Source organism: Kitasatospora sp. NBC_00458 (assembly GCF_036013975.1).
In the GTDB taxonomy this organism is placed as follows: domain Bacteria; phylum Actinomycetota; class Actinomycetes; order Streptomycetales; family Streptomycetaceae; genus Kitasatospora.
In genome coordinates this window covers 421,974-448,793 of the sequence record NZ_CP107904.1, presented here as the reverse complement: position 1 = coordinate 448,793, position 26,820 = coordinate 421,974, and the positions used below count along the sequence as shown (strand labels likewise).

The 26,820-nt window shown below is 75.7% G+C and carries 23 protein-coding genes; 17 read left to right on the top strand and 6 right to left on the bottom strand.

The genetic code is table 11. The features are described 5' to 3' along the window. Positions 1-76: 76 nt before the first annotated feature. Positions 77-961, top strand: coding sequence for an NAD(P)H-binding protein (locus OG550_RS01950; protein WP_327673801.1), 885 nt, complete (start codon positions 77-79; stop codon positions 959-961). A 100-nt stretch (positions 962-1,061) separates the two neighbouring features. On the opposite strand, the gene OG550_RS01945 is transcribed toward OG550_RS01950, so the two are convergent. From OG550_RS01945 to OG550_RS01935, 3 genes are read right to left on the bottom strand one after another with little or no spacing between them, the layout of a single operon-like run. Next, positions 1,062-2,039, bottom strand: coding sequence for an NADPH:quinone oxidoreductase family protein (locus OG550_RS01945; RefSeq protein ID WP_327673799.1), 978 nt, complete (start codon positions 2,037-2,039; stop codon positions 1,062-1,064). Beyond that, positions 2,036-2,872 carry an SDR family NAD(P)-dependent oxidoreductase gene (locus tag OG550_RS01940; protein WP_327673798.1) on the bottom strand — a complete coding sequence of 279 codons (837 nt, stop codon included), beginning with the start codon at positions 2,870-2,872 and terminating at the stop codon, positions 2,036-2,038. Before OG550_RS01940 ends, OG550_RS01945 begins: the two co-directional genes overlap by 4 nt. After that, on the bottom strand, positions 2,869-3,627 hold the full coding sequence (locus tag OG550_RS01935) for an SDR family oxidoreductase (RefSeq protein WP_327673796.1): 759 nt from the start codon (positions 3,625-3,627) through the stop codon (positions 2,869-2,871). Before OG550_RS01935 ends, OG550_RS01940 begins: the two co-directional genes overlap by 4 nt. A 342-nt stretch (positions 3,628-3,969) precedes the next feature. Between OG550_RS01935 and OG550_RS01930 the strand changes: the two genes are divergently transcribed. Continuing rightward, positions 3,970-4,638, top strand: coding sequence for a TetR/AcrR family transcriptional regulator (locus OG550_RS01930; RefSeq protein ID WP_327673794.1), 669 nt, complete (start codon positions 3,970-3,972; stop codon positions 4,636-4,638). 90 nt (positions 4,639-4,728) lie between these two features. On the opposite strand, the gene OG550_RS01925 is transcribed toward OG550_RS01930, so the two are convergent. Together OG550_RS01925 and OG550_RS01920 are read right to left on the bottom strand one after the other, a co-directional pair. Beyond that, a complete protein-coding gene (locus OG550_RS01925) occupies positions 4,729-5,583 on the bottom strand; it encodes a methyltransferase domain-containing protein (RefSeq protein ID WP_327673792.1) in 855 nt (284 codons plus the stop codon). 362 nt (positions 5,584-5,945) lie between these two features. Further along, positions 5,946-6,326 (bottom strand): ArsR/SmtB family transcription factor, encoded by a 381-nt coding sequence (locus tag OG550_RS01920; RefSeq protein WP_327673790.1) that lies wholly within the window; start codon positions 6,324-6,326, stop codon positions 5,946-5,948. A 109-nt stretch (positions 6,327-6,435) separates the two neighbouring features. Here OG550_RS01920 and OG550_RS01915 point away from each other — a divergent pair, with 109 nt between their 5' ends. Continuing rightward, entirely contained in the window at positions 6,436-7,704 is a 1,269-nt protein-coding gene (locus OG550_RS01915; RefSeq protein ID WP_327673788.1) for an MFS transporter, read from the top strand. A gap of 264 nt (positions 7,705-7,968) precedes the next feature. Here OG550_RS01915 and OG550_RS01910 read toward each other — a convergent pair whose 3' ends face one another. Further along, entirely contained in the window at positions 7,969-8,619 is a 651-nt protein-coding gene (locus OG550_RS01910; RefSeq protein WP_327673786.1) for a ScbR family autoregulator-binding transcription factor, read from the bottom strand. A 192-nt stretch (positions 8,620-8,811) separates the two neighbouring features. Here OG550_RS01910 and OG550_RS01905 point away from each other — a divergent pair, with 192 nt between their 5' ends. The 14 genes from OG550_RS01905 to OG550_RS01840 all read left to right on the top strand — a co-directional run bounded on the left by OG550_RS01905 (position 8,812) and on the right by OG550_RS01840 (position 26,813). Further along, positions 8,812-10,038: a ScbA/BarX family gamma-butyrolactone biosynthesis protein gene (locus OG550_RS01905; protein WP_327673784.1), complete on the top strand. Its 1,227-nt coding sequence runs from the start codon at positions 8,812-8,814 to the stop codon at positions 10,036-10,038. Next, positions 10,032-11,198 carry an oxidoreductase gene (locus OG550_RS01900; RefSeq protein ID WP_327673782.1) on the top strand — a complete coding sequence of 389 codons (1,167 nt, stop codon included), beginning with the start codon at positions 10,032-10,034 and terminating at the stop codon, positions 11,196-11,198. Before OG550_RS01905 ends, OG550_RS01900 begins: the two co-directional genes overlap by 7 nt. After that, positions 11,195-12,061, top strand: coding sequence for an HAD family hydrolase (locus tag OG550_RS01895; RefSeq protein ID WP_327673780.1), 867 nt, complete (start codon positions 11,195-11,197; stop codon positions 12,059-12,061). The genes OG550_RS01900 and OG550_RS01895 overlap by 4 nt, the downstream gene beginning before the upstream one ends. A gap of 84 nt (positions 12,062-12,145) precedes the next feature. Next, entirely contained in the window at positions 12,146-12,982 is an 837-nt protein-coding gene (locus tag OG550_RS01890) for a TetR/AcrR family transcriptional regulator (protein ID WP_327673778.1), read from the top strand. Between the two features lie 223 nt (positions 12,983-13,205). After that, positions 13,206-14,153 (top strand): LysR family transcriptional regulator, encoded by a 948-nt coding sequence (locus tag OG550_RS01885; protein ID WP_327673776.1) that lies wholly within the window; start codon positions 13,206-13,208, stop codon positions 14,151-14,153. Positions 14,154-14,545: 392 nt separating this feature from the next. Then, on the top strand, positions 14,546-15,526 hold the full coding sequence (locus OG550_RS01880; protein ID WP_327673773.1) for an NAD(P)H-dependent flavin oxidoreductase: 981 nt from the start codon (positions 14,546-14,548) through the stop codon (positions 15,524-15,526). A 142-nt stretch (positions 15,527-15,668) separates the two neighbouring features. Continuing rightward, the gene (locus OG550_RS01875; protein ID WP_327673771.1) at positions 15,669-16,259 is read left to right on the top strand and encodes a YciI family protein; all 591 of its coding nucleotides are present in this window, start codon (positions 15,669-15,671) and stop codon (positions 16,257-16,259) included. 95 nt (positions 16,260-16,354) lie between these two features. Then, complete coding sequence (locus OG550_RS01870) at positions 16,355-17,791, top strand: FAD-binding protein (RefSeq protein ID WP_327673769.1); 1,437 nt, start codon at positions 16,355-16,357, stop codon at positions 17,789-17,791. A gap of 242 nt (positions 17,792-18,033) precedes the next feature. After that, positions 18,034-18,966, top strand: coding sequence for a hypothetical protein (locus tag OG550_RS01865; RefSeq protein WP_327673767.1), 933 nt, complete (start codon positions 18,034-18,036; stop codon positions 18,964-18,966). Beyond that, positions 18,963-19,811, top strand: coding sequence for an alpha/beta fold hydrolase (locus OG550_RS01860; RefSeq protein WP_327673765.1), 849 nt, complete (start codon positions 18,963-18,965; stop codon positions 19,809-19,811). The genes OG550_RS01865 and OG550_RS01860 overlap by 4 nt, the downstream gene beginning before the upstream one ends. Further along, a complete protein-coding gene (locus tag OG550_RS01855; RefSeq protein ID WP_327673763.1) occupies positions 19,811-21,694 on the top strand; it encodes an isocitrate/isopropylmalate family dehydrogenase in 1,884 nt (627 codons plus the stop codon). The genes OG550_RS01860 and OG550_RS01855 overlap by 1 nt, the downstream gene beginning before the upstream one ends. Before the next feature lie 211 nt (positions 21,695-21,905). After that, positions 21,906-22,739, top strand: coding sequence for a DUF6282 family protein (locus OG550_RS01850; RefSeq protein WP_327673762.1), 834 nt, complete (start codon positions 21,906-21,908; stop codon positions 22,737-22,739). 215 nt (positions 22,740-22,954) lie between these two features. Beyond that, complete coding sequence (gene ppc / locus OG550_RS01845; protein WP_327673760.1) at positions 22,955-25,675, top strand: phosphoenolpyruvate carboxylase; 2,721 nt, start codon at positions 22,955-22,957, stop codon at positions 25,673-25,675. Between the two features lie 82 nt (positions 25,676-25,757). Continuing rightward, positions 25,758-26,813, top strand: a complete 1,056-nt coding sequence (locus OG550_RS01840; RefSeq protein ID WP_327673758.1) for an MBL fold metallo-hydrolase — start codon at positions 25,758-25,760, stop codon at positions 26,811-26,813. Positions 26,814-26,820 lie beyond the last annotated feature (7 nt).

The window sequence follows — 26,820 nt, the reverse complement described above, 5'->3', positions numbered from 1 at the left end:
CAGGGCACGGCGGCGGACCGCCGGCCCCGGGCGGACCGACGGCGTCCGCCGACGGCTTCTCGCGTGTGGAGGAATCATGCTTCTCGTCACCGGTGTCAACGGCGGCCTGGGCTCGCTGGTGCTGGAGCGCCTGGCCGGGTCGTCGGCCGGCGGTGCGGTCGGCCCGGACGGTGCGGTGGCCGGAGTGGTCGCCGGGAGCCGGGACCCGGAGCGGGTGCCCGCGCTGGGAGTCCCGGTCCGCACGGTGGACTTCGACCGGCCGGAGACCCTGGCGGAGGCCTTCACCGGTGTGCGGACGCTGCTGCTGATCTCGGCCGGGTACGGGGAGGACGACGTGGTGATCGCCCGGCACCGGGCGGCGATCGAGGCGGCCGAGCGGGCCGGCGTCGAGCACGTCGTGTACACCAGCCTCGCCGGTGACGGCGACCACCTCGCCTACGCGCTGGCCCACCGCTGGACCGAGCGTCGGCTGCGCGCGTCGGAGACCCTGCGCTGGACGATCCTGCGCAACGGCCTCTACGCCGAGCTGTTGGGCGCCCTGGCGGCGCCGGACGCCGACGGGGTGATCACCGCCCCGTTCGGCGACGGGCGGCTGGCGGCGGTGGCGCGGGAGGACCTGGCCGAGGTCGCGGTGACGGTGGCACTGGCGCCCGCCGGGCACGCGGGGCGGGTCTACGAGCTGGTCGGCGAGGAGGCGGTGGGCGGTGCGGACGTCGCGGCGGAGCTGAGCCGTGCCGGGGGCCGCCCGGTCGAGTACCGGCCGGGGACCCTCGCCGAGGTGCGGGCGGTGGCCGCGGCCTCGGGGGCGGAGGCGTTCCAGGTGCCGATGATGGCCGGCACGTACTCGGCCGTCGCGCACGGCTTCCTGGAGGGGCCGGGCGGCCCCGGGGACCTCGCGGAGCTGCTCGGCCGCCGTCCCCGCCCGGCGCTGGAGGTGATCGCGGCCGCTGCCGCCCGGTGAGGTGCGGTCGGCGGCGGCGCGGGTCGGTGAGGTGCGGTCGGCGGCGGCGCGGGTCGGTGAGGTGCGGTCGGCCGAGCTGCGGGCGGGGCGGGCGGGCTGCTCAGGGCACCACCACCAGGCGTCCGGTCGTGGTGCCGTCGGCGACCCGCTGGACGGCCTCGGCCGCCGCCGTGAGCGGCAGTCGGGCGCTGACCACGGGCCGGACCGCACCGTCGGCGGCGAGCGCGGTCAGCTCCTCGTGGGCGGCGCGGACGGCCTGCGGGTCGTGGGTGTTGTAGAGGCCCCAGTGCAGGCCGAGGATGGTGTAGTTCTTCACCAGCGCGTGGCTGAGCGGGGGTTCCGGGATCCGGCCGCCGGCGAACCCGACCACCACGATCCGGCCCTCGAAGGCGACGCAGCGGGTCGAGCCGGTGTACGCCTCGCCGCCGACGGGGTCGAAGACCACGTCGGCGCCGCGGCCCCCGGTGGCCTCCTTGACGGCGGCGACGAAGTCCTCGGCGGTCCGGTCGATCACCAGGTCGGCGCCGGACCCGCGGGCGGCGGCGGCCTTCCCGGGGCCGCCGACCACGGCGATCACCCGTGCGCCGGCCGCCCGTCCGAGCTGGACGGCGGCGCTGCCGACCCCGCCGGCCGCCGCGTGCACCAGCAGCGTCTCGCCGGGGCGCAGCGCGGCCCGCCGGTGCAGCGCGAACCAGGCGGTCTGGTGCCCGATGTGCAGGGCGGCCGCCTCGGCGTCGTCCAGCGCCGCGGGTGCCGGGAAGGCGGCGGCCGCGTCCAGCAGGGCGTACTCGGCGAACGCGCCGTGCGGCAGCAGCGGGGTGCCGATCACCCGCTCGCCGGGGCGCCACGGACCGGCGCCGTCGACGACCTCGCCGCACAGCTCCACCCCGGGCGTGAACGGCAGCGGCGGCCGCACCTGGTACTGGCCGCGGGCCATCAGCGCGTCCGGGAAGTTGACGGCCGCCGCCCGCACCCGGACCAGCAGCTGCCCCGGGCCGGGGACCGGCCTCGGTACGTCCTCGGCGAGCCGCAGCACATCGCGCGGTTCGCCCGGCTCGGTGACCTGCCAGGCCCTCACAGTGCCCCGTTCCCTTCGAGTCCTTGCTGGAGCCGGTTCATCCCGGCCAGCCAGCGGTCCGGGTCGCCCGCCCGGACGGCGGCGTACTCCGCGACCTCGGGATGCGGCAGGACGAGGAAGCGGTCGGCCGCGAGCCCGTCCAGCAGTGCCTCGGCGACGTCCTCGGCGTCCAGCGCGGTGGGGCCGAGCAGTGCCTCGCCGACCGGTCCGGTGCCGTCCAGCATCGCGGTGCGCACGCCCTGCGGGCAGAGCGCGTGCACCCGCAGGCCGCGGTGCCGGTAGGTGGCGGACAGCCACTCGGCGAAGGCGAGCGCGCCGTGCTTGGAGACGGCGTACGGGGCCGAGCCCAGCATGGTGAGCAGCCCGGCGGCCGAGACGGTGGCGACGAAGCGTCCGGAGCCCCTCTCCAGCCAGCGGGGGAGGAGGAGTTCGGCGGCCCGGACATGGGCGAGCACGTTGACCTCCCAGGCGGCGGCCCAGGCGGCGGGCGGTGCGTCGGCGCCGCCGGTCGGGGCGACGCCCGCGTTGGCGCACCAGACGTCGATCTCGGCGCCGCGTCCGGCGAGTGCGGTGCGGGCCGCGCCGACCAGGGCGGCCAGCCCGTCGGCGGTGGCGGCGTCGCCGGGGGCGGCGGTTCCGGCGCAGTCGGCGGCGACCGCGCGGGCGGCCGCGGCGTCCAGGTCGTTCACCACGACGTGGGCGCCCGCTGCGGCGAAGGCGCGCGCCACGGCGGCGCCGATGCCCCGTCCGGCGCCGGTGACCACCACGCCCCGGCCGGCGTACGGGGGCCCGCCGGGGAGCCCGCCCTCCTGCTGGTCGGCGAGCGGGCTCACAGGCCGCCGCCGAGCGTGACGCCGCCGTCCACCACCAGGGTCTGACCGGTGATCCAGGCCGCGTCCGAGGAGAGCAGGAAGGCGACGGCGCCCGCGACGTCCTGCGGGACGCCGAGCCGGCCCAGCGGGTAGGCGGCGGCGACCTCGTCCTCCCGGCCGTCGTACAGCGCCTCGGCGAAGCGGGTCTTGACGACGGCGGGGGCGACCGCGTTCACCCGGATGCCCTGTCCGCCGAGCTCGGCGCCGAGCTCGGCGGTGAGCCGGATCAGCGCGGCCTTGGAGACGCCGTACATACCGATGCCGAGCGAGGCGCGGATGCCCGCCACGGAGGCGACGTTGACCACCGAGCCGCCGTGCTCGCCCATCCAGGCGGCGTGGGCGCGGCGGGTCCAGGCGAGCGGGGCGAGCACGTTGACGGCGAGGATCTTGGCCGCGGCGGCCTCGTCGGTGGCCAGCACCGGGCCGTAGACGGGGTTGATGCCGGTGTTGTTGACCAGGTGGTCGAGCCGGCCGAAGGCCTCCAGCGTGCGGGCGACGGCCTCCTCCTGGTGGGCGGGGTCGTCGGCCTTGCCGGGGATGCCGACGGCGACGTCGGGGCCGCCCAGGTCACGGACCGCCTCGGCGAGCGGCTCGGGGGTGCGGGCGGTCAGGCAGACCCTCGCCCCCCGGGCGACCAGCTCGCGTGCGATGCCGAGGCCGATGCCCCGGCTCGATCCGGTGACGAGGGCCACCTGGCCCTTGAAGGAGTGCACCACGGGGGTCCTCTCGGCGGGGTCGGTCCTGGGCGCGCCTCGGCGCGGCGGCGGTGACTAAGCGCTTGCTTAGCATGGTGTCGGCGGGGGACCCTGTCAACAGCCCGCCGGGCCGGACGGGCGGGCCGCCGGGGCGCGTCCGGGCGGCCGTTCCGCCGGTCCGGACGAGGGCGTCCCCGGTCGCTCCACCCGGCCCGGCGCACCCGGCCCGGTGCGCACTGCCCGGCCGGGGCCGGTCCGCCCTGGTCGACCGGCGCCGTTCCACCCCGGTCCACCCCGTTCCGCTCAGCCCGTCCGGCCCGCTCGGGGCGAAAGCCCGTACGACCGATCTGCGAGGATGGCGCCATGACCAGCAAGCCCACCGCCGAGCTCTGGCCCGCCTGGCCCGCCCTGCCCGGTGGCGCCGACACCCGCCCCGAGGCGGCGCACCGGCTGCTCCGGGCCGCCGTGGAGTCCTTCGCCGAGCGCGGCTTCCACGCCACCACGACCCGGGACATCGCCACCGGCGCCGGGATGAGCCCGGCCGCGCTGTACATCCACTACCCGTCCAAGGCCGCGCTGCTGGCCGAGATCAGCCAGGCGGGCCACGCCGCCACCCTCGCGCTGGTCCGGGCGGCGGTGGCCGGCGAGGGGGACCAGGTGGCCCGGATGCGGCGGCTGGTCGAGGAGTTCACCGCCTGGCACGCCCGCGCCCGGACGGTCGGCCGGGTGGTCAACTACGAGCTGCACGCGCTCCCCGAGGACGCCTACGCGGTGGTCGCCGAGCTCCGGCTGGACATCGAGCGGGAGGTCACCGCGCTGATCGAGTCGGGCCTGGCGGCGGGGGTCTTCGAGGTCGCCGAGGTGCGGACGGCCGCCCGCGCGGTCACCTCGCTCGGCATCGACGTGTCCCGCTGGTACACCGACCGGAGCAGCGAGACGCCCGAGGAACTGGGCCGCCGCTACGGGGAGTTGGTGCTCAGGATGCTGGGCGCGCACCCGCCGGGGGCGGACCGCCGGGGCAACGGCCGGTAGGACGTCGGCCGGTGGGGCAACGGCCTCCGGGGCAACGGCCGGTGGGACGTCGGCCGGTGGGACGTCGGCCCGCGGGGTGCGCGCGCCGGGTCACGGCTTGACGGCGGTGTGCACCAGCCAGGCGATGTGGTCCCGGAGCTGGTACATCTCGACGGTCGAGCGCAGCCCCAGCCACTGCTCGGTCCGCCCGAACCGCCGCAGCACGGCGTACGGGAGCCGGAAGTAGGCGTACAGCGCCTCGGTGGTGGGCCGGTAGTAGGCGCTCGCGTCCAGCTCCTCCTCGATCCGGAATCCGGCCCCGGTGATCAGCCCGCCGAGGGAGCCGGAGTCGTAGCGCTTCGCGCCCACGAGCGCCATCGCGTCCAGGTACGGGTCCAGCAGCGCCCGCTTCTCCGCGGGCATCTCCGACGGGGGCAGCGCGACGGGGCCCAGCAGGACCAGCCGCCCGCCCGGGCGCAGCAGCCGGTGGAACTCGGCCAGCGCGCGGGCCGGGTCGTAGGCGTGGCAGAGCGTCTCCATCGAGTAGATGCCGTCGAACGAGCCGTCCGGGTAGTCGAGTTCGTGGTAGTCGCCCCAGAAGAAGTCGGTACGGTCCTCCAGCGCGGCCAGCGCGCTCAGCCGGCGCGCCTCGCGGACGTGGAAGTCCAGGACGTCGACTCCGGTGATCCGCAGGCCGAAGCGGGCGGCGAGCTGGCGGGCCACCACGCCGGACCCTGATCCGGCGTCCAGGACCCGTGAGCCGGACTTCAGGGCGAGCTTGCGGCCGAGGACGCCCTCCAGCCGGCGCTGCGCCCGCCAGCAGCGCCACTTGGACTGGCCGGGCTCGGTCCAGCCCCAGTGCCGGGCGTTGCGGCAGACCAGCGCGTAGAAGAGCCGGTGGCCGGGCCGTCCGTAGACGCGCCGCAGTCCGGTGAGATCGAGTTCGCCGCCGATGTCGCTGACCATCGCACCCGCCCGGCCTTCCGCTGTTCGGCGCTGTTTCCGTCCCGGCCACGCTACCGACGGGCCGGGGCGGGCGCCGTTCCGGTGCGGCCGGACGGGCGGTGGTCCGGCCCCGGCCTGGCCCCGGAGCCGATCCCGGGGCGCTCCCGCGGCGGACGCCGGGGCGTGGGTGCGGGGGCGGCGGGGCCGGGTGGGTCGAGGGGGCGACGAAGGGCGGGCCGTCGGCGGTGCCGGCGGCCCGCCCCGTCGCGGCGCGCCGCCCCCGGTGCGGGTGGGGGCGGCGGGACCCCGGGCACGGGGGGACCCGGGGCCGTTCGGGGCGGGGGCTCGGCCCCGTCGGATCGGGGTGCGGTCCCCCGTGGGGATCAGGGGCTGTCGGGGGTCCAGTCGGCGACGAGGCCGAGCAGGCCGGGGAAGCGGGCGTCCAGGTCGTCGATCCGGACGTGGCTGCGGCGCTCCAGCCCGTACTGGCGCTGGCGGATGACGCCCGCCTGGCGGAGCGCCTTGAAGTGGTGGGTGAGCGAGGACTTGGGGCGGTCCAGGCCGAACCAGCCGCAGGGGTGGTCGAAGCGCTCCCGCTCCAGGAGGAGCTTGCGCACGATGGTGAGCCGCAGCGGGTCGCTCAGCGCGCCGAGCACGAGCTCCAGCCTGAGCTCCTCGACGGCCGGCTCGGGCAGTGCTTCCGGCAGGTCGGCCGGCTCCGGCAGGACGACGAAGGGCGGGGCCGGGCGCAGCGTCGAAGGCATGGGCGACTCCTCGTGGGCCGAAAGGACTTCGGACTCTCCTGTACGACTCTCATCGTACTGCATGCTATGTTCGACTTAACTCGTACTGCGTCTGGCGGAGGGAGCGACCATGTCGGAGAGTCGGACGGTGTCGGTGCAGGAGGTCGCCGAGGCGGACCTGCCGGTGCCGGAGAAGGAACAGGGGGCGGTCACCGCGGGGACGCCCACCTGGTGGGTGTGGCTGGCCGCGTGGCCGGTGACCGCGGTGTTCGTCCTGTCCAACGCGGCGACCCCGCTGTACGTGGTCTGGCAGCGGGACATCGGGTTCTCCAAGGGCACCCTGACCGTCGTGTTCGCGTTCTACATCGTCGGACTGCTCGGCTCGCTGCTGGTCTCCGGAGTGGTCTCCGACCGGATCGGACGCAAGCCCGTGCTGCTGCCCGCCCTGGGGCTCGCGGTGGCCGCCTGCGCGATCTTCGCCACCGCCTCGTCGGTCGCCGCGCTGATCGTGGCCCGGCTGTTCACCGGCATCGCGGTGGGCGCCGTGGTCTCCGCCGGCATGGCGGCCGTGACCGACGTGGCCGGCCCGGCCCGCAAGCGCCTCGCCGCCCTGCTCGCCTCCTGCGCGATGGTCTTCGGAGCCGGCCTCGGCCCGCTGCTCGCCGGGGTGCTCTCCGAGACGGCGCCCGGCCCGACCGTGACCGTCTTCGTGGTCGAGGCCGTCCTGCTGGCCACCGCCGTGTTCGCGGTGCTGCGGATGCCGGTCCGCCGGCCCGCCGCCCCGGCGAAGGGCGCCTGGATCCGGGTCCCGGGCGTCCCGCGCGGCAACGGCCTGCAACTCGTCCTCGGCATCGCGGTGTTCGCCCCCGGCATCACCGCCACCTCGTTCGTCCTCTCGCTCGGCCCGTCGCTGCTCTCCGGACTGCTCGGCACCACCAGCCGGATCGTGGCCGGGGCGATGGCCTTCGTGATGTTCCTGACCGCCACCGGCGTGCAGTTCGCCGTCCAGAAGCTGCGCCGGCGCACCATCCTGATGGCGGGTGCGGTCTCCACCACCCTGGCGATGGTGACGCTGATCGCCGCGGTGCACGCCTCCGCCGTCCCGGTGCTGGTCGCCTCGGCCCTGCTGGCCGGAGCCGGTCAGGGCATGGGCCAGCTCGGCGGCCTCTCGCTGCTCAACTCCGCCGTCCCGCCGCGGCGCCTTGCCGAGGCCAACGCCGCGCTCAACGTGGGTGGTTACGTGCCGGCCGGGATCCTGCCGGTCTCGGCCGGCTACCTCAGCGACTCCGTCGGGCTGACCGACGGGGCGACGGTCTTCGGCATCGTCCTGATGGTGCTGGCCATCGCGGGCGGGCTGATCGTCTCCGCCAGCCGGGGGCGGCTGCCGGAGAACACCTGACCGGTCCGGCGCCCCGACCGTCCCCCCGTACGGGCGGGTCGTCCGGACCCTTGCGAAGCGCACCGCGGCGATGCCCGCGGTGCGCTTCCGCATGTCCGGGCCCGGCCGGATGTCTGCCCGATCGTCCACCCGCCCGGCTGCCCCGCCGGCTGCCCGGTCGGGCGGCCCGCCCGGCTGCCCCGCCGGCCCGCCGGCCGCCGGATCCCGGATCCCGCCCGATCCCGCCGGAGCCGGTAGGCCGCCGGATCCCGTCGGCTCCCGCCGCTACCGGGCGCGGATCGCCCGGAACAGCAACTCGGCGGTCTCGGCCCAGCGTTCCACCACGTCCGCCCGCTCGTGCAGGACGTCCGAGATGTGCTGGGTGCCGAAGAACGCGGCCACCAGCGACCGGGCCGCCGCGTTCGGCGAGACCTCCTCGCGCAGCTCGCCCGCCGTCCGGGCGCTGATCAGCAGCGCGGTCAGCAGCTCGGTCCAGTCCACGTACGGGGTGGGCAGTTCCGCGTCTATCTGCGGCCGTTCGATCTGCAGCCGGGCGCCCGCCTGGACCACGATGTCGTCCCGGAACGCCGCCGCCGCGCCCTCCAGCAGCCGTGCGGCGGTCTCCAGCGGCCCCCGCCCCTCGGCGGTGACCTCCTCCAGGAGCATCGGCCACCGCGCGTAGTGCTGCTCCACCACCGCGACGGCGAGCGCCTCCTTCGTCGGGTAGTGGAAGTAGACCGCCCCCTTGGTCATCTCCACCCGGTCGGCGACGTCCTTGACCGAGGTGTGGCGGAAACCCTGCGTCGAGAACAGCTCGGCGGCGGCGGTCAGAACCAGCATCTTGGTCCGGGCGGCGCGGTCCTGCTTGGGGTCGGGACCCCGCCTGGTGGTGATTCTGCGCACAGGGAACGGGGACGTGGTCTGCGGCTCGGGCATGGACGGCTCCTCTGATGGTGGGGTCAACGGTGGTGCCGGACCGTCAGGGCGGGGGCGATTTGGACAGAGTGGCGCAAAATTCCGCCTCGACGGTAAACCTTCCAGAAGGTATGTTCCTGAGCTGTCGCTCCGGTAGGCACCGAAAGATAGCGGGCCTGCCGCCGTCACCGCGACATGGGGGAGGAAGAAATCATGAACGTCCTGTCATCAGTCGTGCCCGGACGGCGCCGTCCGCTGCTCCGGGAGGGCTGGAACGGCCTGCGATTCGACCGGCACCTGCCGCGTGAGGCGGTCCACAAGCACGCCGACTCCGAGGTGCTCCTCACGGACGCCGTCCGGCTGGAGGAGGAGCGCTTCGCCGTCGCCGCGCTCTGGCTCCGCGACCACCACCTCGGCCGCCGCGGGGGACCGGCGTCCGACCCGGTGATGCTGGCCGAGACCGTGCGGCAGACCGCGATCCACCTGGCCCACCGGTTCCACGGCAGCACCTACGGGAACCCCTTCGTGCTCAGCGACCTCGCCGTCGACCTCGACGAGGCCCTGCCGCCGACCGGTCCGGACGGCCTCGACGTCGGCCTCGACCTGCGCTGCCCGCCCGCCGCGGCCCGACCGGGCCGCGAGCGGTTCGCGATGGAGGGCGTGGCCTGGGCCGGACACCGGCCGGTGGGCCGGGTCCGGATGCGCTGGGAGGTGCTGGAAGCCGACCGCTACGAGCTGATCAGGCGGCGGTCGGCCGGGGCCGCGGCGGATCCGGAGGCGGCGCCGGACGTGTTCGTGCCGGTGGACCCCCGGCGGGTGGGGCAGACGGCCGACCGCGACGTGCTGGTCGCCGCCGACCCGGCCCGCCCCGACCGCTGGTGGCTGCGGCCGTTCGAGGACCACCCGGTGCTGTTCGACCACCCGGTGGACCACGTGCCCGGGATGGTCCTGATGGAGGCCTTCCGGCAGGCGGCCGCCGCCGCGTTCGCAACCGGCACGGCACCCGGGGCCGCGGCCTCCGCGGCCGTGTTCGGGCCGGCGGACGCGATCGCCGAACTCCGGGGGATAGCCACCGGGTTCACCGCGTTCGGTGAACTCCCGACGCCGGTCGCGATCGTCGTGGAGCCGGCGGACGGCGGTGCGGCGGGTGTGACCGGTCCGGCGGGCGTGACCGGCGCGGGCGGTCCGGCCGACCCGGCCGGGACGGTCCGGCTGACGGCGGTGCAGGACGGCCGGCCGGTCGCCTTCGCCCGGGTGCGCCGGACGGCCGCCGCGGATCCGGCGTCCGCCGGTCGGGGTGTCGCGGATCCGGCGTCCGCCGGTCGGGCCGTCAGGGCCGGGGGCCTGGGAACGGAGCGAACGGCACCGGGTGCGGTGGGCGGACAGGGAACGGGCCCGTACGGAGCGGGCCCGCACGGAACGGAGGGAACGGCATGCTGAGCGAGGCCGGGAACGACACCCGGGCCGACGGGCGGGGTGGGGTTCGGGGCGGGACGCGGAGCGAGGGGCTCACGGCGCGGGCGGTCGGCGCACTCGCCGAGACCGCCCGCCGGGACGCCGCGCGGGCGGAGGAACTGCGCCGGCTGACCGACGAGGTCGCCGCCGGGATCACCCTGGCCGGCTTCCCCCGCCACTTCGTGCCCCGCCGGTGGGGCGGCACCGCGGGCGGGTTCGGCGCGCTGGTGACCGGGACCGCCGCGGTGGCCGAGTCCTGCGCGGGCGCGGCCTGGTGCGCCGCCCTGTACGCCGCGCACGGCCGGCTGGCCGCCTACCTCCCGCCGGAGGGGCAGCGCGACCTCTGGGCCGGGGGACCGGACGTCCGGATCTCTGCGGCGGTCGTCCCGCCCCAGGGCCGGGCCGAGCGGCAGGGCGACGGCTGGCGGCTCGACGGCGAGTGGCGGCCGGCGAGCGGGGCCGACCACGCGGACTGGATCCTGCTCGCCTCCTGGACCGAGGGCGCCGCCGGCCGCGAGCACCGGGTCTTCGCCGTGCCCCGGGCCGAGTTGACGGTGCTGGACACCTGGCATTCGGCCGGGCTGCGCGGCAGCGGCAGCACCTCGGTGGCCGCCGAGGCGGTCCACGTCCCCGACCACCGCACGCTCACGCTGGACACCCTGCTCGTGCCGCAGCGGGACGCCGCCCGCTGCCACACCGTCCCGTACCCGATGGTCGCCGCGCTGGTCTTCGCCGCTCCGCTGGCGGGCATCGCCCGGGCGGCGCTGCGGGAGTGGACCGCCGGGGCACGGCGGGCGGCGAACCCGCACCCGGCCGCGCACACCGTGCTGTCGCAGGCCTCGGCCAGGATCCACACGGCCGGACTGCTGCTCGACGGGGCGGCCGACCGCGCCGACCGGGGGGAGGTCGGCGCGCTGGCGGTGGCCGAGAACCGCCGTGACGCGGCGACGGCCGCCGTGCTCTGCCGGGAGGCGGTGGACGCGCTGTTCCTCGCCTCGGGCATCGGGGCGCAGACGCCGGGCTCGGTCCTGCAGCGCGCCTGGCGGGACGCGGCGGCGCTGGCGGTGCACCGCACCCTCGACCCGGACGCGGCGGCCCGCGGCTACGCGGAGGCGGTCCTCGGTACGGGGGGTGGTCCCGCGTGAACGGCCCGGCGCCCGCCCCGATCGCCTTCTTCGACGTCGACGAGACGCTGATCGCGGCCAAGGGGATGCTCGCGTTCTGGGACCACTGGACGGCGGACCCCGCCAGGGCGGCGCACGCCCACGCGCACGCGAACGGCCCCTCGCACGGGTCCTCGTACGGGTCCTCGTACCGGCCTTCGCACGGCCACCCGCACGACCCCTCGTACCGGCCTTCGCACGGGCCGCGGGGCGAGGCGCCCGGGGCGGCTCCGCCCGCCGCCGTCGACCTCCGGGCCGCGATGGCGGCCGGCGTCCCCCGCGAGGAGCTGAACCGGATGTACTACCGCCGGTTCGCCGGTGTGCCCGCCGCCGCGCTGCGGTCCTCGGCGCGCCGGTGGTACGACGGGTACCGCCGCGGCGCGGAGGCGTTCGTCACGGCGGGCCTCGACGCGGTGGCCCGCCACCGGGACCTCGGGCACGCGGTGGTGCTGGTGTCCGGCTCGCTGCGGCCGCTGCTGGAGGCGGTCGCCGAGGACCTGGGCGCCGACGGCGTGTGCTGCGCCGAGCAGACGGTGTCGGCCGGGGGAGTGCTGACCGGGGAGGTGGACCGACCGATGATCGGCCGGGCCAAGGCCGACGCGGTGGTGGCGCTGCTGCGGGCGCGGGGCGTCCGGCCGGCGGACTGCTTCGCGTACGGCGACCACGAGAGCGACCTCGCGATGCTGCGGTCGGTCGGCCGCCCGGTGGTGGTGAACGGCTCGCCGGGGCTGGTCGCGGAGGCCGTGCGGGCCGGCTGGCCGGTGCTCGACGGACGTCGCGGACCGCGCCTGCCGGAGCGTCCGGCGGCCCGCACCGCGGTCGGGCACCGATCGGTTTCCGTCTGATGTGCGGACAGCCGGGCGGGCGTGCCCCCTGTCCTGAGAACATTCCTTTAGGAAGGTATGTTCTTGAACAGGGAGGGCGCCCGCATGATCAAACAGGAGCGAGCACGGCGAACGCGGGAGAAGGTGCTGGACGCCGCCGCCGAGGAGTTCTCCGCCCAGGGGTACAGCAGGGCCACGCTCAACGCGGTGGCGCAGCGGACCGGGATGACCAAGGGGGCCCTGTACGGGCACTTCGCCTCCAAGCGGGTGCTGGCGGGGGCGCTGCTGCTGCAGTCCCGCAAGGTCTGGGAGGAGATGCGGCTGGCCCGGGACGTCCCCGGCGCGGGGGCCGGCGCGGTCCTGGAATCGCTCGTCCTGGACCTGGCGCACCGGCTGAAGGAGGACGTCCGGCTGCGGGCCGCGCTGCGGCTGGCCACCGACTGCCCGAACCTGGCGCAGATGGTGCCGGGCATCTTCGAGGACGTGCAGCGCGGGCTGGTCGACCTGATCCGGCGGGCCCAGGGGGAGGGGAGCATGGCCCCCCGGCCGCCCGAACTGGTCGCCCAGCTCCTCCTGGCCGTGATGCACGGCGCGCCGCACGTGCCGTTCGGGTCGCCGGGGGCCTGCGGGTCCCCCGGCGCCTACGAGGCGGCGTGGCGGGTGCTGCTGGAGTCGCTGGCCGGCGGGGCGGTGGGGTCCGGCGGCCCCGGCGGACCCGGTGGCCTCGGTGGACCCGGTGGCCTCGGTGGACCCGGTGGCCTCGGTGACGCGGTCGCCAGCGGAGGGGGCGCGCACGAGGGGGCCACGCACGGAGGCGCCGGGTACGGAGGCGCCGGGCACGGCCGGACCGCGGTCGGCCGGGGCCCGGAGGACGGGCCCCCGGACGGCGGGCGCCCGGACCCGGAGATGTGCGGCCTGTGCCCGGATCCACGGGCCGTATGAGGGTTCCGTTACGGAACCGCTGAACATACCCTCTCGAAGGTATGTTCAGGGAGGATGTGGCTGTCCCGGACGTCCGGGACAGCCACCACCCGGCGGCGGACAGACCGGTGGCGGGTCGCGAACCGAGACGATGTGACGGAGGGGTGTCATGAGTGTGCTGAACGAAAGGATCGGATCGTCCGCCCTGTACCAAACGGAATTCGGTCACGCCCTGGAGGATTCGATGCGGGCTGCCGCCCGGCGCGCGGCGGGCCACGCCGAGCACGTCGACGACTTCGACATGCGACACCTTCGCTATTTCCTCACCGTGGTCCGGGCGGGAACCGTCTCGGCGGCCGCCCAGGAACTGCGGATATCCCAGCCGAGCCTCAGCCAGCAGATCAAGAGACTGGAAAGCAGGGTCGGTGCACCGCTATTCATCCGGAGTTCACGCGGCGTCGAGCTGACGGCGAGCGGCCGGGCTTTCCTGCGGGAAATCCAGTCCATTCCCGGACAGCTCCGGTCGGCGATCGCGGCGGCCGCGCCGACGCCCCGGGTCTGGCCGGTCGGGGTCTGCGGCGGAGTACCGACCGAGGTCCTTGCCGAGGTGCAGAGCGGACTGGCCGGGGAGCACCCCGACGGGCCCGGCCGGACCGGCGCCGAGCTGCGCATGCGGCACGTCGGCGCGGCGGACCAGCCGGAGCTCCTGCACCACGGCGAGCTGGCGTTCGGGATCGTCCGGCTCCCCGTCACCACGCCCGGGCTGGTCGGCGCGGTGGTCTGGGACGAGCCGCTCGGCGTGGTCATGCGCCCCGACCACGAGCTGGCCGCCCGACCCACTCTGACCTGGGACGACCTCGCCACCCAGCGGCTGCTCTGGTACGTCGAGGGGTGCGCGCCGGGGTACGCCGAGACGGTCCCGGCCCAGCTCTCCGCGCTCGGCTGGCGGGCCGAACTGCATCCCGTCGACGACCAGCAGGCGCTCTTCGTGCACACCCTGCAGACCGCCGGCGACCTGGTGGCGCTGCGCCCGAGGCTCGCGGTGCAGGGAGAGGCGCAGCTCCACTGGCGCCCGCTGCCCACCAGCGCGCCGCCGCGTGAACGGCTGGCGGTCACCGCGCCGGCCGGCGGCCGGGCGGCCCGGCTGCTCGCCCAGGCCGCCGCCCGGAGAGGCTGGCCGTACCTCGCCTGAGACCTCCCCGCACGGTCGGGGCGGTCCGCGATCCGCCTCGACCCCCACCCGATCACCCGGTCCGGAGAATGATTTCCCCGGACCGGGTGATTCTTTTTTGCCCCCCGGGTACGGAAAGTTCACCTCCGGTCCCGGAGCGTCACTTCCGCGGGTGCCGCCCATAGGTCCGGTCCTATGGCTTCCACGCATTTTCTGTCTTAGTCGCCGAGACGCCGGTCGAACTATGGTTTGAGTGCGAAACCGGCCAGGCCGGTCCCGGGGTCGAAAAGCCCCGGGAGCCGTCCGCGGTCCGCCGTCCCGAAGAATCCCCGGTGGCAGGTTCCGCGTCAATCCGATCGTTCATCGTTCATCGTTCCGTCATTCCGATATTCGAGCTGGGAGCCGGGGAAGTCGTGATCTCGACCAAGTTGACAGAATTGCTGGGAATCGACCATCCGATCGTCAGCGCGCCGATGGGCGGCGTCTCCGGCGGGCGACTGGCCGCCGCCGTCACCCGGGCCGGAGGCCTGGGCCTCGTCGGCGTCAGCTACGGCGACGCCGCGTTCATCGACGAGCACCTGCCGCAGGCCGCCGAGGCCGGCGGCGTCTGGGGCGCCGGCTGCGTGATGTTCACCTTCGACGAGCGCCCCGGCCTCTGGGACAAGGTGCTCGGCTACGCGCCGCCCGTCATCGCCCTCTCCTTCGGCGACGCCGACCAGGTGGGCCGCTACGTGTCCTCGGCCGCCGAGCGCGGCGCCCGGGTGGTGGTGCAGGTGCACGACACCGAGCAGGCCCTGGTGGCCCTGCAGGCCGGCGCGTCGGTGCTGGTCGTCCAGGGCGCCGAGGCCGGCGGCCACCACAAGACCCAGGCCACCCTCCCGCTGGTCCCCGCCGTGCTCGACCTCGTCCGGGGCGCCGTCCCGGTGGTCGCGGCGGGCGGCTTCGCGGACGGCCGCGGGCTGGCCGCGGCGCTGGCCCTCGGCGCCGACGGCGTGATGATGGGCACCCGCTTCGCGCTCACCGTGGAGTCGATCGCGACCGCCGGCTTCAAGACCTCGCTGACCGCCGCCGGCACCACCGACACCGTCGACACCCGGTCCTTCGACGTGGTCCGCGGCATCCCCTGGGACGAGGTCTACCGGGCCCGCTCGGTGAGCAACGCCTTCACCCGCGAGTGGACCGGCCGCGACGAGGACCTCGCCGCGCGGCGCGCCGAGGTCGAGCCCGCGTGGGCGGCCGCGGTCGCCCGCGACGACGTCAGCCAGCGCGCCCTGTTCGCGGGCGAGGTCCTCGACCTGGTCAAGGACGTCCGCCCGGCCGCCGCGATCGTCGAGGACACCGTCGCCGAGGCGGAGACCGTCCTGCGCGACCTGGCGGCGCGCATCGGCCGCTGACACCGGCCGCCCCCGCCCCGCGCCCGCCCCGCCCCGACCCCGCGCCCGCCCACCGGCCACCGGCCACGGCGGAAACCCGTCCAGCGGCGCCCGCACCGACCGGTTCCCCTGTTCCCACCCTCCCACCGCACCGGAGACCACCGTGATCCACGTCCTCACGCTCACCTACCTGAAGCCCCGTGAGACCGTCACCGCCCACCTGCCCGAGCACAAGGCCTGGCTGCGCGACCACGCGGACCGCGGCCGCATCCTGCTCAGCGGCCCCCGGCCGGACGGCGGCGCCGTCATCGTCACCGCCGACCTCGACGAAGCCACCGTCACCGAGCTGATCGAGAGCGACCCCTGGCACACGCTCGGCATCGCCTCCTACGAGCGGACCCCGTTCACCGCCGGCTTCGCCAGCCCCGGCGTGGTCACCGCCCCCGAGCCGGGCGACGGCGTGCTGCTGATCAACGTGGCCACCACCGAGAACGCGCCCGCCACCGTGGCCGCCCTCGCCGAGGCCGTCGCGCACGTCGCCGCCACCGCCGAGGGCTTCCGCGGCTCCCGCCTGCTGACCAGCGTCGAGGGCGACGCCGTGGTCAACCTCGCGGCCTGGTCCGACGAGAAGAGCTTCGACGCGATCTTCGACGACGCCGAGTTCACCCGCCGGTACCAGGAGTTCGCGACCACCACGACGGGCGCCAAGTACCGCCTGTACCGGACCAGCCGGGTCATCACCCCCAACCGCTGACCGCCGGCTCCTGCCCCCGCTCCGGCCGGCGCCGCCGGCCACGGGCCCGCGCCGCCCGCAACCCCCTCACACCCCACTCACCGCGTAGGAGAACCATGTCAGCCACGTCCGCCCCGGTCCCCGCGTACGACCTGATCGTCGTCGGATTCGGCGCCGCCGGCCTCTCGGCCGCCCTGTCCTTCGCCGAGGCGACGGAAGGCCGGGACCGGCCCGTCCGGATCGCGGTCCTGGAGCGCTCCGGCAAGGAGGAGCGCGGCGGAGCCACCCGCTGGACGGGCGCCTTCCTGCGGATCGACCGGCAGCGGCAGCTCGACACCGACTGGGCCGAGCACGTCCACCGGGTCTCCGGCGGCCTCGCCGACCTCGACTACTGCCGCACCGTCGAGCGCGACACCCCCGGCACCCTCGCGTTCGTCGAGAAGCACGGCGTCGAGATCGCCTTCCAGGACTTCCCGCTGCCGCACACCTTCGCGGCCGGCACCCCGTCCATGGCCCCGCCGGCCAGCCCGCGCGGCGGCGGCGCCGCCATCGTCGAGCACCTCGGCGCCGCCCTGGAGGCGGACCCGCGGGTCGAGATCCGCTACCTGACCGAGGCCCTGCGCCTCTCCACCGACGAGGACGGCGCGGTCGACGGCGTCATCGTCCGCGGCCCCGACGGCCTCACCCGCACGCTGGCCGGCCGCGCCGTCGTACTCGCCTGCGGCGGCTTCGAGGGCAACCCCGAGATGCTCACCCGGTACGTCGGGCGGAACGCCTGCGACCTGCCGCTGATCGCCCCCGGGATCGCCGCCAACCGCGGTGACGCGCTGCGGATGGCGCTGGAGCTCGGGGCCGACACCGCGGGCCAGTTCGACGGCATCCACGCCGAGCCGGTCGACACCCGCACCGGCAAGGCCGACGCGGTGCTCTACGGCTTCGCAGCCGGGATCTTCGTCAACGGCCGGCTGGAGCGCTTCTTCGACGAGGGCCGCGACACCTGGGACAACACCTTCGAGCACGTCGGCTACGAGATCTGGAGGAACCAGGACCAGGAGGCGTACTGGATCGCCGACGCCAAGACCCTGGCCATCCCGGGCATCGCGAACTCCCTGCTGACCGACGTGCCGCCGGAGCAGGCCGACACCCTGGCCGGTCTCGCCGACAAGCTGGGCGTCGACGCCGAGGCCCTGGAGAAGACCGTCGCCGAGTTCAACGCGGCCGTCGCGCCCGGGGAGTTCGACCCCACCCGGCTGGACGGCAAGCACACCGTCGGACTCACCCCGGCCAAGTCCAACTGGGCCACCCCGCTGGACACCGCGCCGTTCATCGGCATCCCGGTGACCGCCGCGATCTGCTTCACCTACGGCGGCGTCCGCACCGACCTCGCCGGCCGGGTGGTCACCCCGTCCGGCACGGCGATCCCCGGCCTGTACGCGGCGGGCGAGGCCACCGGCCTCTTCTACCACGCCTACCCGCCGGCCACCTCGGTGCTGCGCTCGCTGGTCTTCGGCCGCCGCGCCGCGCACCACGTGGCCGCCGCCCAGTCCGTCTGACCCGCCGTCCGCGCCGCTCCGCGATCACCGGACGCACCGCGAAGCGGCCGGCGCACGGCGCACGGCGGCCGTGGGACGCAGCAAAGCCGCCGGACGCAGCGAAGCCGCCGCGCACGGCATCCGCGGGGCCTGCCACGGCCGCCGAGCACGCGGCACGCGCCGGGCCCGCCGACCGGGCCCCGCCCGACGAACCCGTACGACCCTTCCTGACCCACCCCGCACGTCCGCTTGATGGAGGAGCCATGAGGATCACCAACATCGACGTCACTCTCCGGGACGGGGGGTACCGCACCGGATTCCACTTCCCGCTCGCCTACGCCCTGGAGCACGCCCGGCTGAGCGTCGAGGCCGGTTTCGACTGGGTCGAGATCGCCTACCGCAACGGTTCGTTCGCCCCGATCCCCGACCTGGGCCTGACCGGAATCGGCGGTGACGACTTCATCGCCGCCACCGCCCGCGAGATCGGCCCGCACCGGGTCGCGATGATCCTGCACCCGAAGAACATCACCCGCGACGACCTGCCCGCGATGTACGCGGCCGGCGCCCGGCTGGTCCGCGTCATCCTGCCCGCCAAGGGCTACGAACCCGGCCTGGAGTACATCCGCCAGGCCCGCGACCTCGGCTTCACCGTCGGCGTCAACTTCGCCCGGATCAGCCAGTGGCCGGCCCGCGAGGTGGTCGAGGTGGCGACCGCCGCCACCGACGCCGGTGCCGAGGTCGTCTACCTGGCCGACTCCAACGGCAGCCTCTCCCCGGTGGACACCACCGACCTCACCACCCTGACCCGTTCGGTCACGGGCGGCGCGGTCGGCCTGCACGCCCACAACAACCTCGGCCTCGCGCTGGCCAACGCCATCAGCGCCGTCGCGGCCGGCGCGACCTGGATGGACTCCTCGGTCCAGGGCATGGGCAAGGGCCCCGGCAACCTCATCGCCGAGCAGTGGCTGGCCCACCTCGACCGCACCGACCCGGAGAAGGCCGGGCACATCGACCTCGCCCCGGTCCTGCGGCTGGCCGAACTGCTGCTCGCCACCATCCCCGAGGGCCGGCCGTCGCTGCCCCTGCCCGACCTCGTGCTCGGCCGCTACGACCTCTCGGTCGAGCACCGCAAGGAGCTGCTGGGCGAGCACGGCGAGGCCATCGCCACCGCGCGCACCCTCGCCGGCGCCCGGTGACCACCCACGCCGGACCGGTCGTGCCGACGGCGGTCTTCTTCCCCCCGACCGCCGTCGGCACGGCGCACGCCCTGGTCCTCGCCCCGGTCACCCCGGGCTGGGACGGCGGCGCCTTCTTCACCCCGGTCATCCGCACGCTGGTCGGGGCCGGACTGCGGGTCACCGTCGCCGACACCCTCGCCCTCTGGGACGAGGAGGTGACCACGCTGGCGGGCCTGGCCGCCCGCTGGCGCGAGGTGCTGCCGACCTTCGGGCCCGTCGACCTGCTCTGCGGGAACGCCCTGGGAGGCGCGGTCGCCCAGGCACTGCTGCCCGACGCCGACCCGGCCACCGCCGCCCTGCTGGTCTCCGGACCGGCCCGCAGCGACGCCGTCCTGGACGGGCGGCTCGGCGAGATCGCCGACCTGGCCGCCGCCGGCCGGCCCGCCGCCGCGCTCGACCTGCTGCACCGCCGGGTCCTGCCGGACGGACGGCTCCCGGACGGACGACTGGACGGACGACTCCTGGACGGACGGCTGGGCGGACGGCTCCCGGACGGCGCACCCGGGGCCGGTGCGGGGGCGGCGCAGGCGGCGGAGCCGGACGCGGAGGCCGGCCGGCGGCTCGCCGGAGGGCTCCGCCTGCTCCGCGGCATCGACCTCACCGACGCCGTCCGCGCCCACCCCGGCCCGCTGCTCCAGATCGTCGGCGGCCGCTCCCAGCTCGTCACCCGGCGGCACACCGCCGCCGCCCCCCACCACCTGGTGCACGTCGCCCCCCGAGCCGGCATGCGCCCGCACTTCGACCAAGCCGCAGAGGTGTCCGCACTCGTCGAGGCACTCCTGCACGAGAAGGGACTCCGGTAATGCCCACCCCACCCACGACGAAGAGCGTCGCCGTCCTGCCCGGCGACGGCATCGGCCCCGAGGTCGTCGACGCCGCGCTCGCCGCCGTCGAGCGCCTGGACCTCCCGCTCGACCTGCGCTTCGGCGACATCGGCTGGGACTGCTGGCGGCAGGAGGGCGACCCGGTGCCCCAGCGCACCTGGAAGCTCCTGGAGGAGACCGACACCTGCCTGCTCGGCGCCATCACCAGCAAGCCCCTCCGCGAGACCGAGGACGAACTCGTCCCCGAACTGCGCGGCACCGGCCTCCACTACGTCTCGCCCGTCATCCAACTCCGCCAGCGGCTCGGCCTCTACGCCAACATCCGCCCCGTCACCGACCTCGACGACGGCCGGTTCGACTTCACCGTCATCCGGGAGAACACCGAGGGCCTCTACGCCGGGCTCGACCTGCACGGCCTCGACGGCGCCCTCTGGGAGGCGGTGCGCCACCACCCGAACGCCGCCGCCTCCGGCCCCGAGCACACCAGCGTCACGCTGCGCCTCCAGACCCGGTTCGGCATCGACCGGCTGCTGCGCTTCGGCTTCGAGCACGCCCGGGCCCGCGGGAAGAGCCTGCTCACCCTCGTCGACAAGCCGATGGTGCTGCGCAACAGCAGCAACCACCTGCGCGAGCGGCTCGAACTGATCGCGGGCGAGTACCCCGGGATCGAGACCGAGATCCTCAACGTCGACGCCGTCGCGCTCTGGATGGTCCGCCGGCCCGAGCGGTTCGGCGTGCTCGTCGCCGAGAACATGTTCGGCGACATCCTCTCCGACCTCGGCGCCGGCGTCATGGGCGGCCTCGGCCTCGCCCCCAGCGGCAACATCGGCGACCACGGCAGCTACTTCGAGCCCGTGCACGGATCCGCCCCCTCGATGGCCGGCCAGGACAGGGCCAACCCGATGGCCATGCTGCTCACCGTCGCCCAACTGCTCGACCACCTCGGCCTGACGGTGCCCGGCGAGGAACTGCGCGCCGCCGTCCGCGGCGTCGCCCGCGCCCGGACCACCGTCACCTACGACCTCGGCGGTACGGCCGGTACCCGCGAGGTCGCCGGGGCCGTGGCCGGTGCACTGGCGGAGGCCCCCCGGTCCGCCGCCCCCCGGGCCGCGGCCGCCCGGGACGCGGCCGCCCGGTCCGCCGCCGCGTCCGTCGACGGCGCGGCGGGCGACGGCGGGACGGCGGCCGACGAGGTCGTCGACCGGCTGGCCCGCCTGGACACCGCCTCGGTCTCCGACGCGCTGGACAGCCTCGGCCTGCCCGGCGTCCTGGCCGGACTGGCCGCCCGCGTGCCCGGTGCCCGCACCGCCGGCCGCGCCTACACCGTCACCTACCGGCCCGTCGAGGACACCGGGAGCGGCTTCCGCAACGCGGCGAACTACCTCGACGAGGTACCCGCCGGCTCCTTCGTCGTCGTCGACAACGGCGGCAGCACCGACTGCACCAACTGGGGCTCGCTGCTCACCGCCGTCGCGCGGAGCCGGGGCGCACGGGGCACCGCGCTGTTCGGCTCGGCCCGCGACATCGCCGAGATCCGGGCCGCCGGGTACCCGCTGTTCAGCACCGGCGTCACCATGGTCAGTGGCAAGAACCGGGTCGAACTCGCCGCCACGGGGCGGGACATCACCATCGGCGAGGTCACAATCCGGCCCGGGGACGTGGTCGTCGCCGACGACAACGGTGTCCTCGTCGTGCCCGCCGGACGCGCCGCCGAGGTGGCCGACCGGGCCGAGCGGGTCGAGGCCACCGAGGCCGCCATCGCCCGGGCGGTCGCGGACGGGACGCGCCTCGACGAGGCCCGCCGGACCTTCGGCTACGCCAAGCCGTGGGAGGGGCCGGCCCGCGGGACCGGCGATGCCTGACGCCGCCCGGCGCCCGGCGGACCGTCCGGCGGGGGAGCGGCCCCCGTCGGAGCGGCCCGTGCCGGAGCCGTCCCCGGCGGGGCGGCCTCCGGGGGCACCCTCCCTGGGGGAGCGGTCCTCGGGTGAACCACCCGCGCGGGACCGGCCGCCGGAGCCCCCGGCGGGGGAGCCGGCCCCGGCCGGGGGGCTCCGGCCGGCCGACCGGCAGGTGGTGGACGTCCACTACCACGCCGGGCCGGACCTCTACCGGCGCCGGCTGACCGTCGCCGGGGCCGGGCGCGCCTACGCCGGGATCGACGGCTGGGTCGCGGTCAAGAGCCACCTGGGCTCCACCGCCGCCGCCGCGTGGGAGGCCCGCGAGGAGGGGCTGCCGGTCTCCGGCACGGTCGTCCTCAACGACCTCGCCGGCGGCGTCCGGACCCGGGTCGTCGAACAGGCCGTCTACGCCCACGGCCCCGACAGCCCGGCCCGGTTGCTCGTCCACCTGCCCACCCACATCGGCCCCGCCCATCCGTCCCCCCTCCGGCGCGCCCCCTTCCACCCGCTGCTCGACCTCGAACGGTGGCGCGGCCCGCGGATCCTCGACGGCACCGGCCGGCTCGCCCGGCCGGTGCGGGAGGTGCTCCGCGCCGCCCGGGACCTCCCGGTCGTCCTCGCCACCGGCCACTGCGACCGCGAGGAGACCCTCCGGGTCGCCGACGAGGCCGCCCGGCTGGAACTGCCCCGCCTCCTGCTCACCCACGCCACCCACCCGATGTCCGGCCTTACCCCCGCCGACCTCGCCGGGCTGGCGGACCTGCCCGGCCTCTACGTCGAACTCACCGCGCTGATGCTGCTGCTCGGCCACCGCGACCCGGGCCACCTCGCCGAACTGGTCCGCGCCCACCCCCGGGTCGTCTTCAGCTCCGACCTGGGCCAGCCCGAGCAGCCCGTTCCGGCCGCCTGGCCGGACCGCAACCGGGAGTGGTTCCGGTCCGCCGGGCTCACCACGGCGGAGATCGGCGCCGTGACGCGGCGGAACCCGGCCGCGCTCCTGGCCCCCTGAGCCCCGGGCCCCGCCCCGGGGCCGCCCCCGCCCTGGGGACCGAGGCCGCCCACCCGTCAACGCGGCGTCGTGGCAGAGCCGTTGAGCTCCGAGCAATCCGACCCGCCGCCGCCACCGCCCGCCCCCGATCCCGCCCGCCACCGCGCCCCACCGGCGGCCCGACGACCCCGGCCGCCGGCCGACCCGAACCGCTCCACCAGGGAGACCCAGACCCCATGAACGCCCCGATCGCGAACGCGGCCCTGCGCGCCGACATCCGGCGCCTGGGCGACCTCCTGGGCGAGACGCTGGTCCGCCAGGAGGGCCCCCAACTCCTCGGCCTGGTCGAACAGGTACGGCTGCTCAGCCGCACCGACGGCGAGGCCACCGCCGAACTCCTCGCCGACGTCGACCTGGAGACCGCCGTCAAGCTGGTCCGCGCCTTCTCCACCTACTTCCACCTCGCCAACGTCACCGAACAGGTCCACCGGGGACGGGAACTGAGAGCGGCCCGGGAACGCCGGGAGTCCCCGCTCGGCCGCGTCGTCCGGGAGGGCGCCGAACGCTCGCCCGAACTCCTCGCCGACGCCGTCGCCCGCCTCAGCGTCCGCCCCGTCTTCACCGCCCACCCCACCGAGGCCGCGCGCCGCAGCGTCCTGCACAAGCTCCGCCGGATCGCCGCCCTGCTCGACACCGCCGGTATCCCGCCCTACGAGGCCGACCGCCGCCGCCTCGACACCCGGCTCGCCGAGCACATCGACCTCGTCTGGCAGACCGACGAACTGCGCGTCGCCCGCCCCGAACCCGCCGACGAGGCCCGCAACGCCGTCTACTACCTCGACGAACTCCACGCGGGCGCCGTCGGCGACCTCCTGGAGGACCTCGCCGCCGACCTCGACCAGGCCGGCGTCCGCCTGCCCGACGACACCCGCCCGCTCACCTTCGGCACCTGGATCGGCGGCGACCGCGACGGCAACCCCAACGTCACCCCCGAGGTCACCTGGGAGGTGCTGCTCCTCCAGCACGAACACGGCATCGACGCCGCCCTGCGGACCGTCGACGAACTGCGCGGCCTGCTCACCCACTCCGTCCGGCACACCGGCGCCACCGGCGACCTGCTCGCCTCGCTCCGCGCCGACCTCGCCGCCCTCCCCGAACTCAGCCCCCGCTACCGGCGCCTCAACGCCGAGGAGCCGTACCGCCTCAAGGCGACCTGCGTCCGCCAGAAGCTGGAGAACACCAAACGCCGCCTCGCCGACGGCACCCCGCACACCGAGGGCCGCGACTACCTCGGCACCGCCGGCCTCCTCGCCGACCTCCGCCTGATCCAGGACTCGCTGCGCGAACACCGCGGCACCCTGCTCGCGGACGGCCGGCTCGCCCGCACCATCCGGACCCTCGCCGCCTTCGGCCTCCGACTCGCCACCATGGACGTCCGCGAGCACGCCGACGCCCACCACCACGCCGTCGGACTCCTGGTCGACCGCCTCGACGAGGAGTCCTGGCGCTACGCCGACATGCCGCGCGACTACCGGCAGCGCCTGCTCGCCAAGGAGTTGACCTCACGCCGACTGCTCGGACCCGCCCCCCTCGACACCGCCGCCACCCGCACCCTTGAGGTCTTCCACACCGTCCGCCGCGCCCTGGACACCTTCGGCCCCGAGGTCGTCGAGTCCTACATCGTCTCCATGTGCCAGGGCGCCGACGACGTCCTCGCCGCCACCGTGCTGGCCCGCGAGGCCGGACTGGTCGACCTGCACGCCGGGGTCGCCGGGATCGGCATCGTGCCGCTGCTGGAGACCACCGACGAACTGCGCGCCGCCGGCCACATCCTGGAGGAACTGCTCGCCGACCCCTCCTACCGCCGGCTGGTCGCCCTGCGCGGCGACGTCCAGGAGGTCATGCTCGGCTACTCCGACTCCTCCAAGTTCGGCGGCATCACCACCTCCCAGTGGGAGATCCACCGCGCCCAGCGCCGGCTGCGCGACGTCGCCCACCGGCACGGCGTCCGGCTGCGGCTCTTCCACGGCCGCGGCGGCACCGTCGGCCGCGGCGGCGGCCCGTCCCACGACGCGATCCTCGCCCAGCCCTGGGGCACCCTGGAGGGCGAGATCAAGGTCACCGAGCAGGGCGAGGTCATCTCCGACAAGTACCTGCTGCCCTCGCTCGCCAGGGAGAACCTCGAACTCGCCGTCGCCGCAAGCCTCCAGGCGACCGCACTGCACACCGCACCCCGCCAGTCCGCCGAGCAGCTGGCCCGCTGGGACGCCGCGATGGAGGTCGTCTCCGAGGCCGCCCACGCCGCCTACCGCCGACTCGTCGACCACCCCGACCTGCCCGCGTACTTCTTCGCGGCCACCCCGGTCGACCAGCTCGCCGAACTCCACCTGGGCTCGCGCCCGTCCCGCCGCCCCGACTCGGGCGCCGGGCTCGACGGCCTGCGCGCCATCCCGTGGGTGTTCGGCTGGACCCAGTCCCGCCAGATCGTCCCCGGCTGGTACGGGGTCGGCGCGGGCCTCGCCGCCGCCCGCGAGGCCGGACTCGGCGACGTCCTGGACGAGATGTACGGCCAGTGGCACTTCTTCCGCAACTTCCTGTCCAACGTCGCCATGACGCTGGCCAAGACCGACCTGCGGATCGCCCGCCACTACGTCGACACGCTGGTCCCACCGCACCTCACCCACGTGTTCGACACCATCCGCACCGAGCACGACCGCACCCTCACCGAGGTGCTCCGGGTCACCGGTGAATGCGAACTCCTCGACCATCAGCCCGGGTTGAAACAGACCCTGGCCCTGCGTGACGCCTACCTCGACCCGATCTCCTACCTCCAGGTCGCCCTGCTCGAACGACGCCGCGCCGCGGCCGCCGCCTCCGCCGAGCCCGACCCGCTGCTCGCCCGCGCCCTGCTCCTCACCGTCAACGGCATCGCCGCCGGCCTGCGCAACACCGGCTGATCCCCGCCCCGCCGATCCCACACAGGCCGATCCCCACATAGGCCGATCCCAGGCAGGCCGATCCCCACGGGAGTTCCCGACCATGACCGCCAACACCCCACGCGCCAAAGGCACTTCACGCCGCACCCTGCTGCGCACCGCCCTCGGCGCCACGGCCTCCGCCGCCGCCGCGGCCGGCGTTCTCACCGCGGGCGCGCCCCGCGCGGCCGCCGCCCGTCCGCGCCTGCCACGGCTCGGACGGCTCAACGAGCAGTCCGCGGTCCGTTCGCTCGACCTCGGCGACACCCGGGTCACCTACGTCGTCGACGGCGCCATGGAACTCGACCCGGCGGGCTTCCTCCCCGCCGTCCCGCCCGCGTACTGGCGCGACCACCCCGAGGCGCTCACCCCCGGCGGCCGGATCGCCGCGTCGGCCGGCGGCGTCCTCGTCGAACGCGGAGGCCGACGCCTGCTGATCGACGTCGGCCTCGGCGCCAACGTCCTCTCCCCGGCCCTCGGCCGCTCCCGCGGCGGCGCCCTGCTGGACACCCTCCGTGCCCTACGGGTGTCCCCAGGGTCCGTCGACACCGTCGCCTTCACCCACCTGCACACCGACCACACCGGGCTCGGCTTCCGCCCCGGCCGCGACCACGTCCTGCACAAGGCGTTCCCACGCGCGGCCTACCGGGTGGCCGGTGCCGAATGGGAACCGTTCTGGCGCGGCGAGATCGAGGTCGGAGCGCCGTCCTGGGACTCCTTCATGGTGCCGATGTCCCGGGTCCTCCAGCCCTTCGACGACGGCGCCGAGATCTGGCCCGGCGTCACCGCCCTGATCACCCCCGGACACAGCCCGGGGCACACCTCGTACGTCGTCACCGACCCGGGAGGCCACCGCCTGGTCGTCTTCGGCGACGCCTTCCACACCCCGGCCCAGATCGCCAACCCGGCCTGGCCCTCAGGCCCGGACACCGACGCGGCCGCCGTCCTGCGGGCCCGCCGCACCCTCCTGGCCGAGCTCCGTGCCCCGCGCACCCTCGGCTTCGCCTTCCACTTCGGCGACCAGCCCTTCGGCCGCGTCGTCGCCGACCGGGACGGCACCCTCCGGTGGCGCCCCGTCCCCACCGGCCCCCGCCTGCCCGCCCCGCTCAACCTGCCCTGACCGGCCC

Coding starts and splice junctions, on each gene's coding strand:
- OG550_RS01925 (WP_327673792.1), bottom strand. CDS start 5,583: ATGGTCAGCGACATCGGCGGCGAACTCGATCTCACCGGACTGCGGCGC.
- OG550_RS01910 (WP_327673786.1), bottom strand. CDS start 8,619: ATGCCCGAGCCGCAGACCACGTCCCCGTTCCCTGTGCGCAGAATCACC.
- OG550_RS01905 (WP_327673784.1), top strand. CDS start 8,812: ATGAACGTCCTGTCATCAGTCGTGCCCGGACGGCGCCGTCCGCTGCTC.
- OG550_RS01885 (WP_327673776.1), top strand. CDS start 13,206: ATGCGGGCTGCCGCCCGGCGCGCGGCGGGCCACGCCGAGCACGTCGAC.
- OG550_RS01920 (WP_327673790.1), bottom strand. CDS start 6,326: ATGCCTTCGACGCTGCGCCCGGCCCCGCCCTTCGTCGTCCTGCCGGAG.
- OG550_RS01840 (WP_327673758.1), top strand. CDS start 25,758: ATGACCGCCAACACCCCACGCGCCAAAGGCACTTCACGCCGCACCCTG.
- OG550_RS01900 (WP_327673782.1), top strand. CDS start 10,032: ATGCTGAGCGAGGCCGGGAACGACACCCGGGCCGACGGGCGGGGTGGG.
- OG550_RS01950 (WP_327673801.1), top strand. CDS start 77: ATGCTTCTCGTCACCGGTGTCAACGGCGGCCTGGGCTCGCTGGTGCTG.
- OG550_RS01870 (WP_327673769.1), top strand. CDS start 16,355: ATGTCAGCCACGTCCGCCCCGGTCCCCGCGTACGACCTGATCGTCGTC.
- OG550_RS01930 (WP_327673794.1), top strand. CDS start 3,970: ATGACCAGCAAGCCCACCGCCGAGCTCTGGCCCGCCTGGCCCGCCCTG.
- OG550_RS01855 (WP_327673763.1), top strand. CDS start 19,811: ATGCCCACCCCACCCACGACGAAGAGCGTCGCCGTCCTGCCCGGCGAC.
- OG550_RS01915 (WP_327673788.1), top strand. CDS start 6,436: ATGTCGGAGAGTCGGACGGTGTCGGTGCAGGAGGTCGCCGAGGCGGAC.
- OG550_RS01865 (WP_327673767.1), top strand. CDS start 18,034: ATGAGGATCACCAACATCGACGTCACTCTCCGGGACGGGGGGTACCGC.
- ppc (WP_327673760.1), top strand. CDS start 22,955: ATGAACGCCCCGATCGCGAACGCGGCCCTGCGCGCCGACATCCGGCGC.
- OG550_RS01890 (WP_327673778.1), top strand. CDS start 12,146: ATGATCAAACAGGAGCGAGCACGGCGAACGCGGGAGAAGGTGCTGGAC.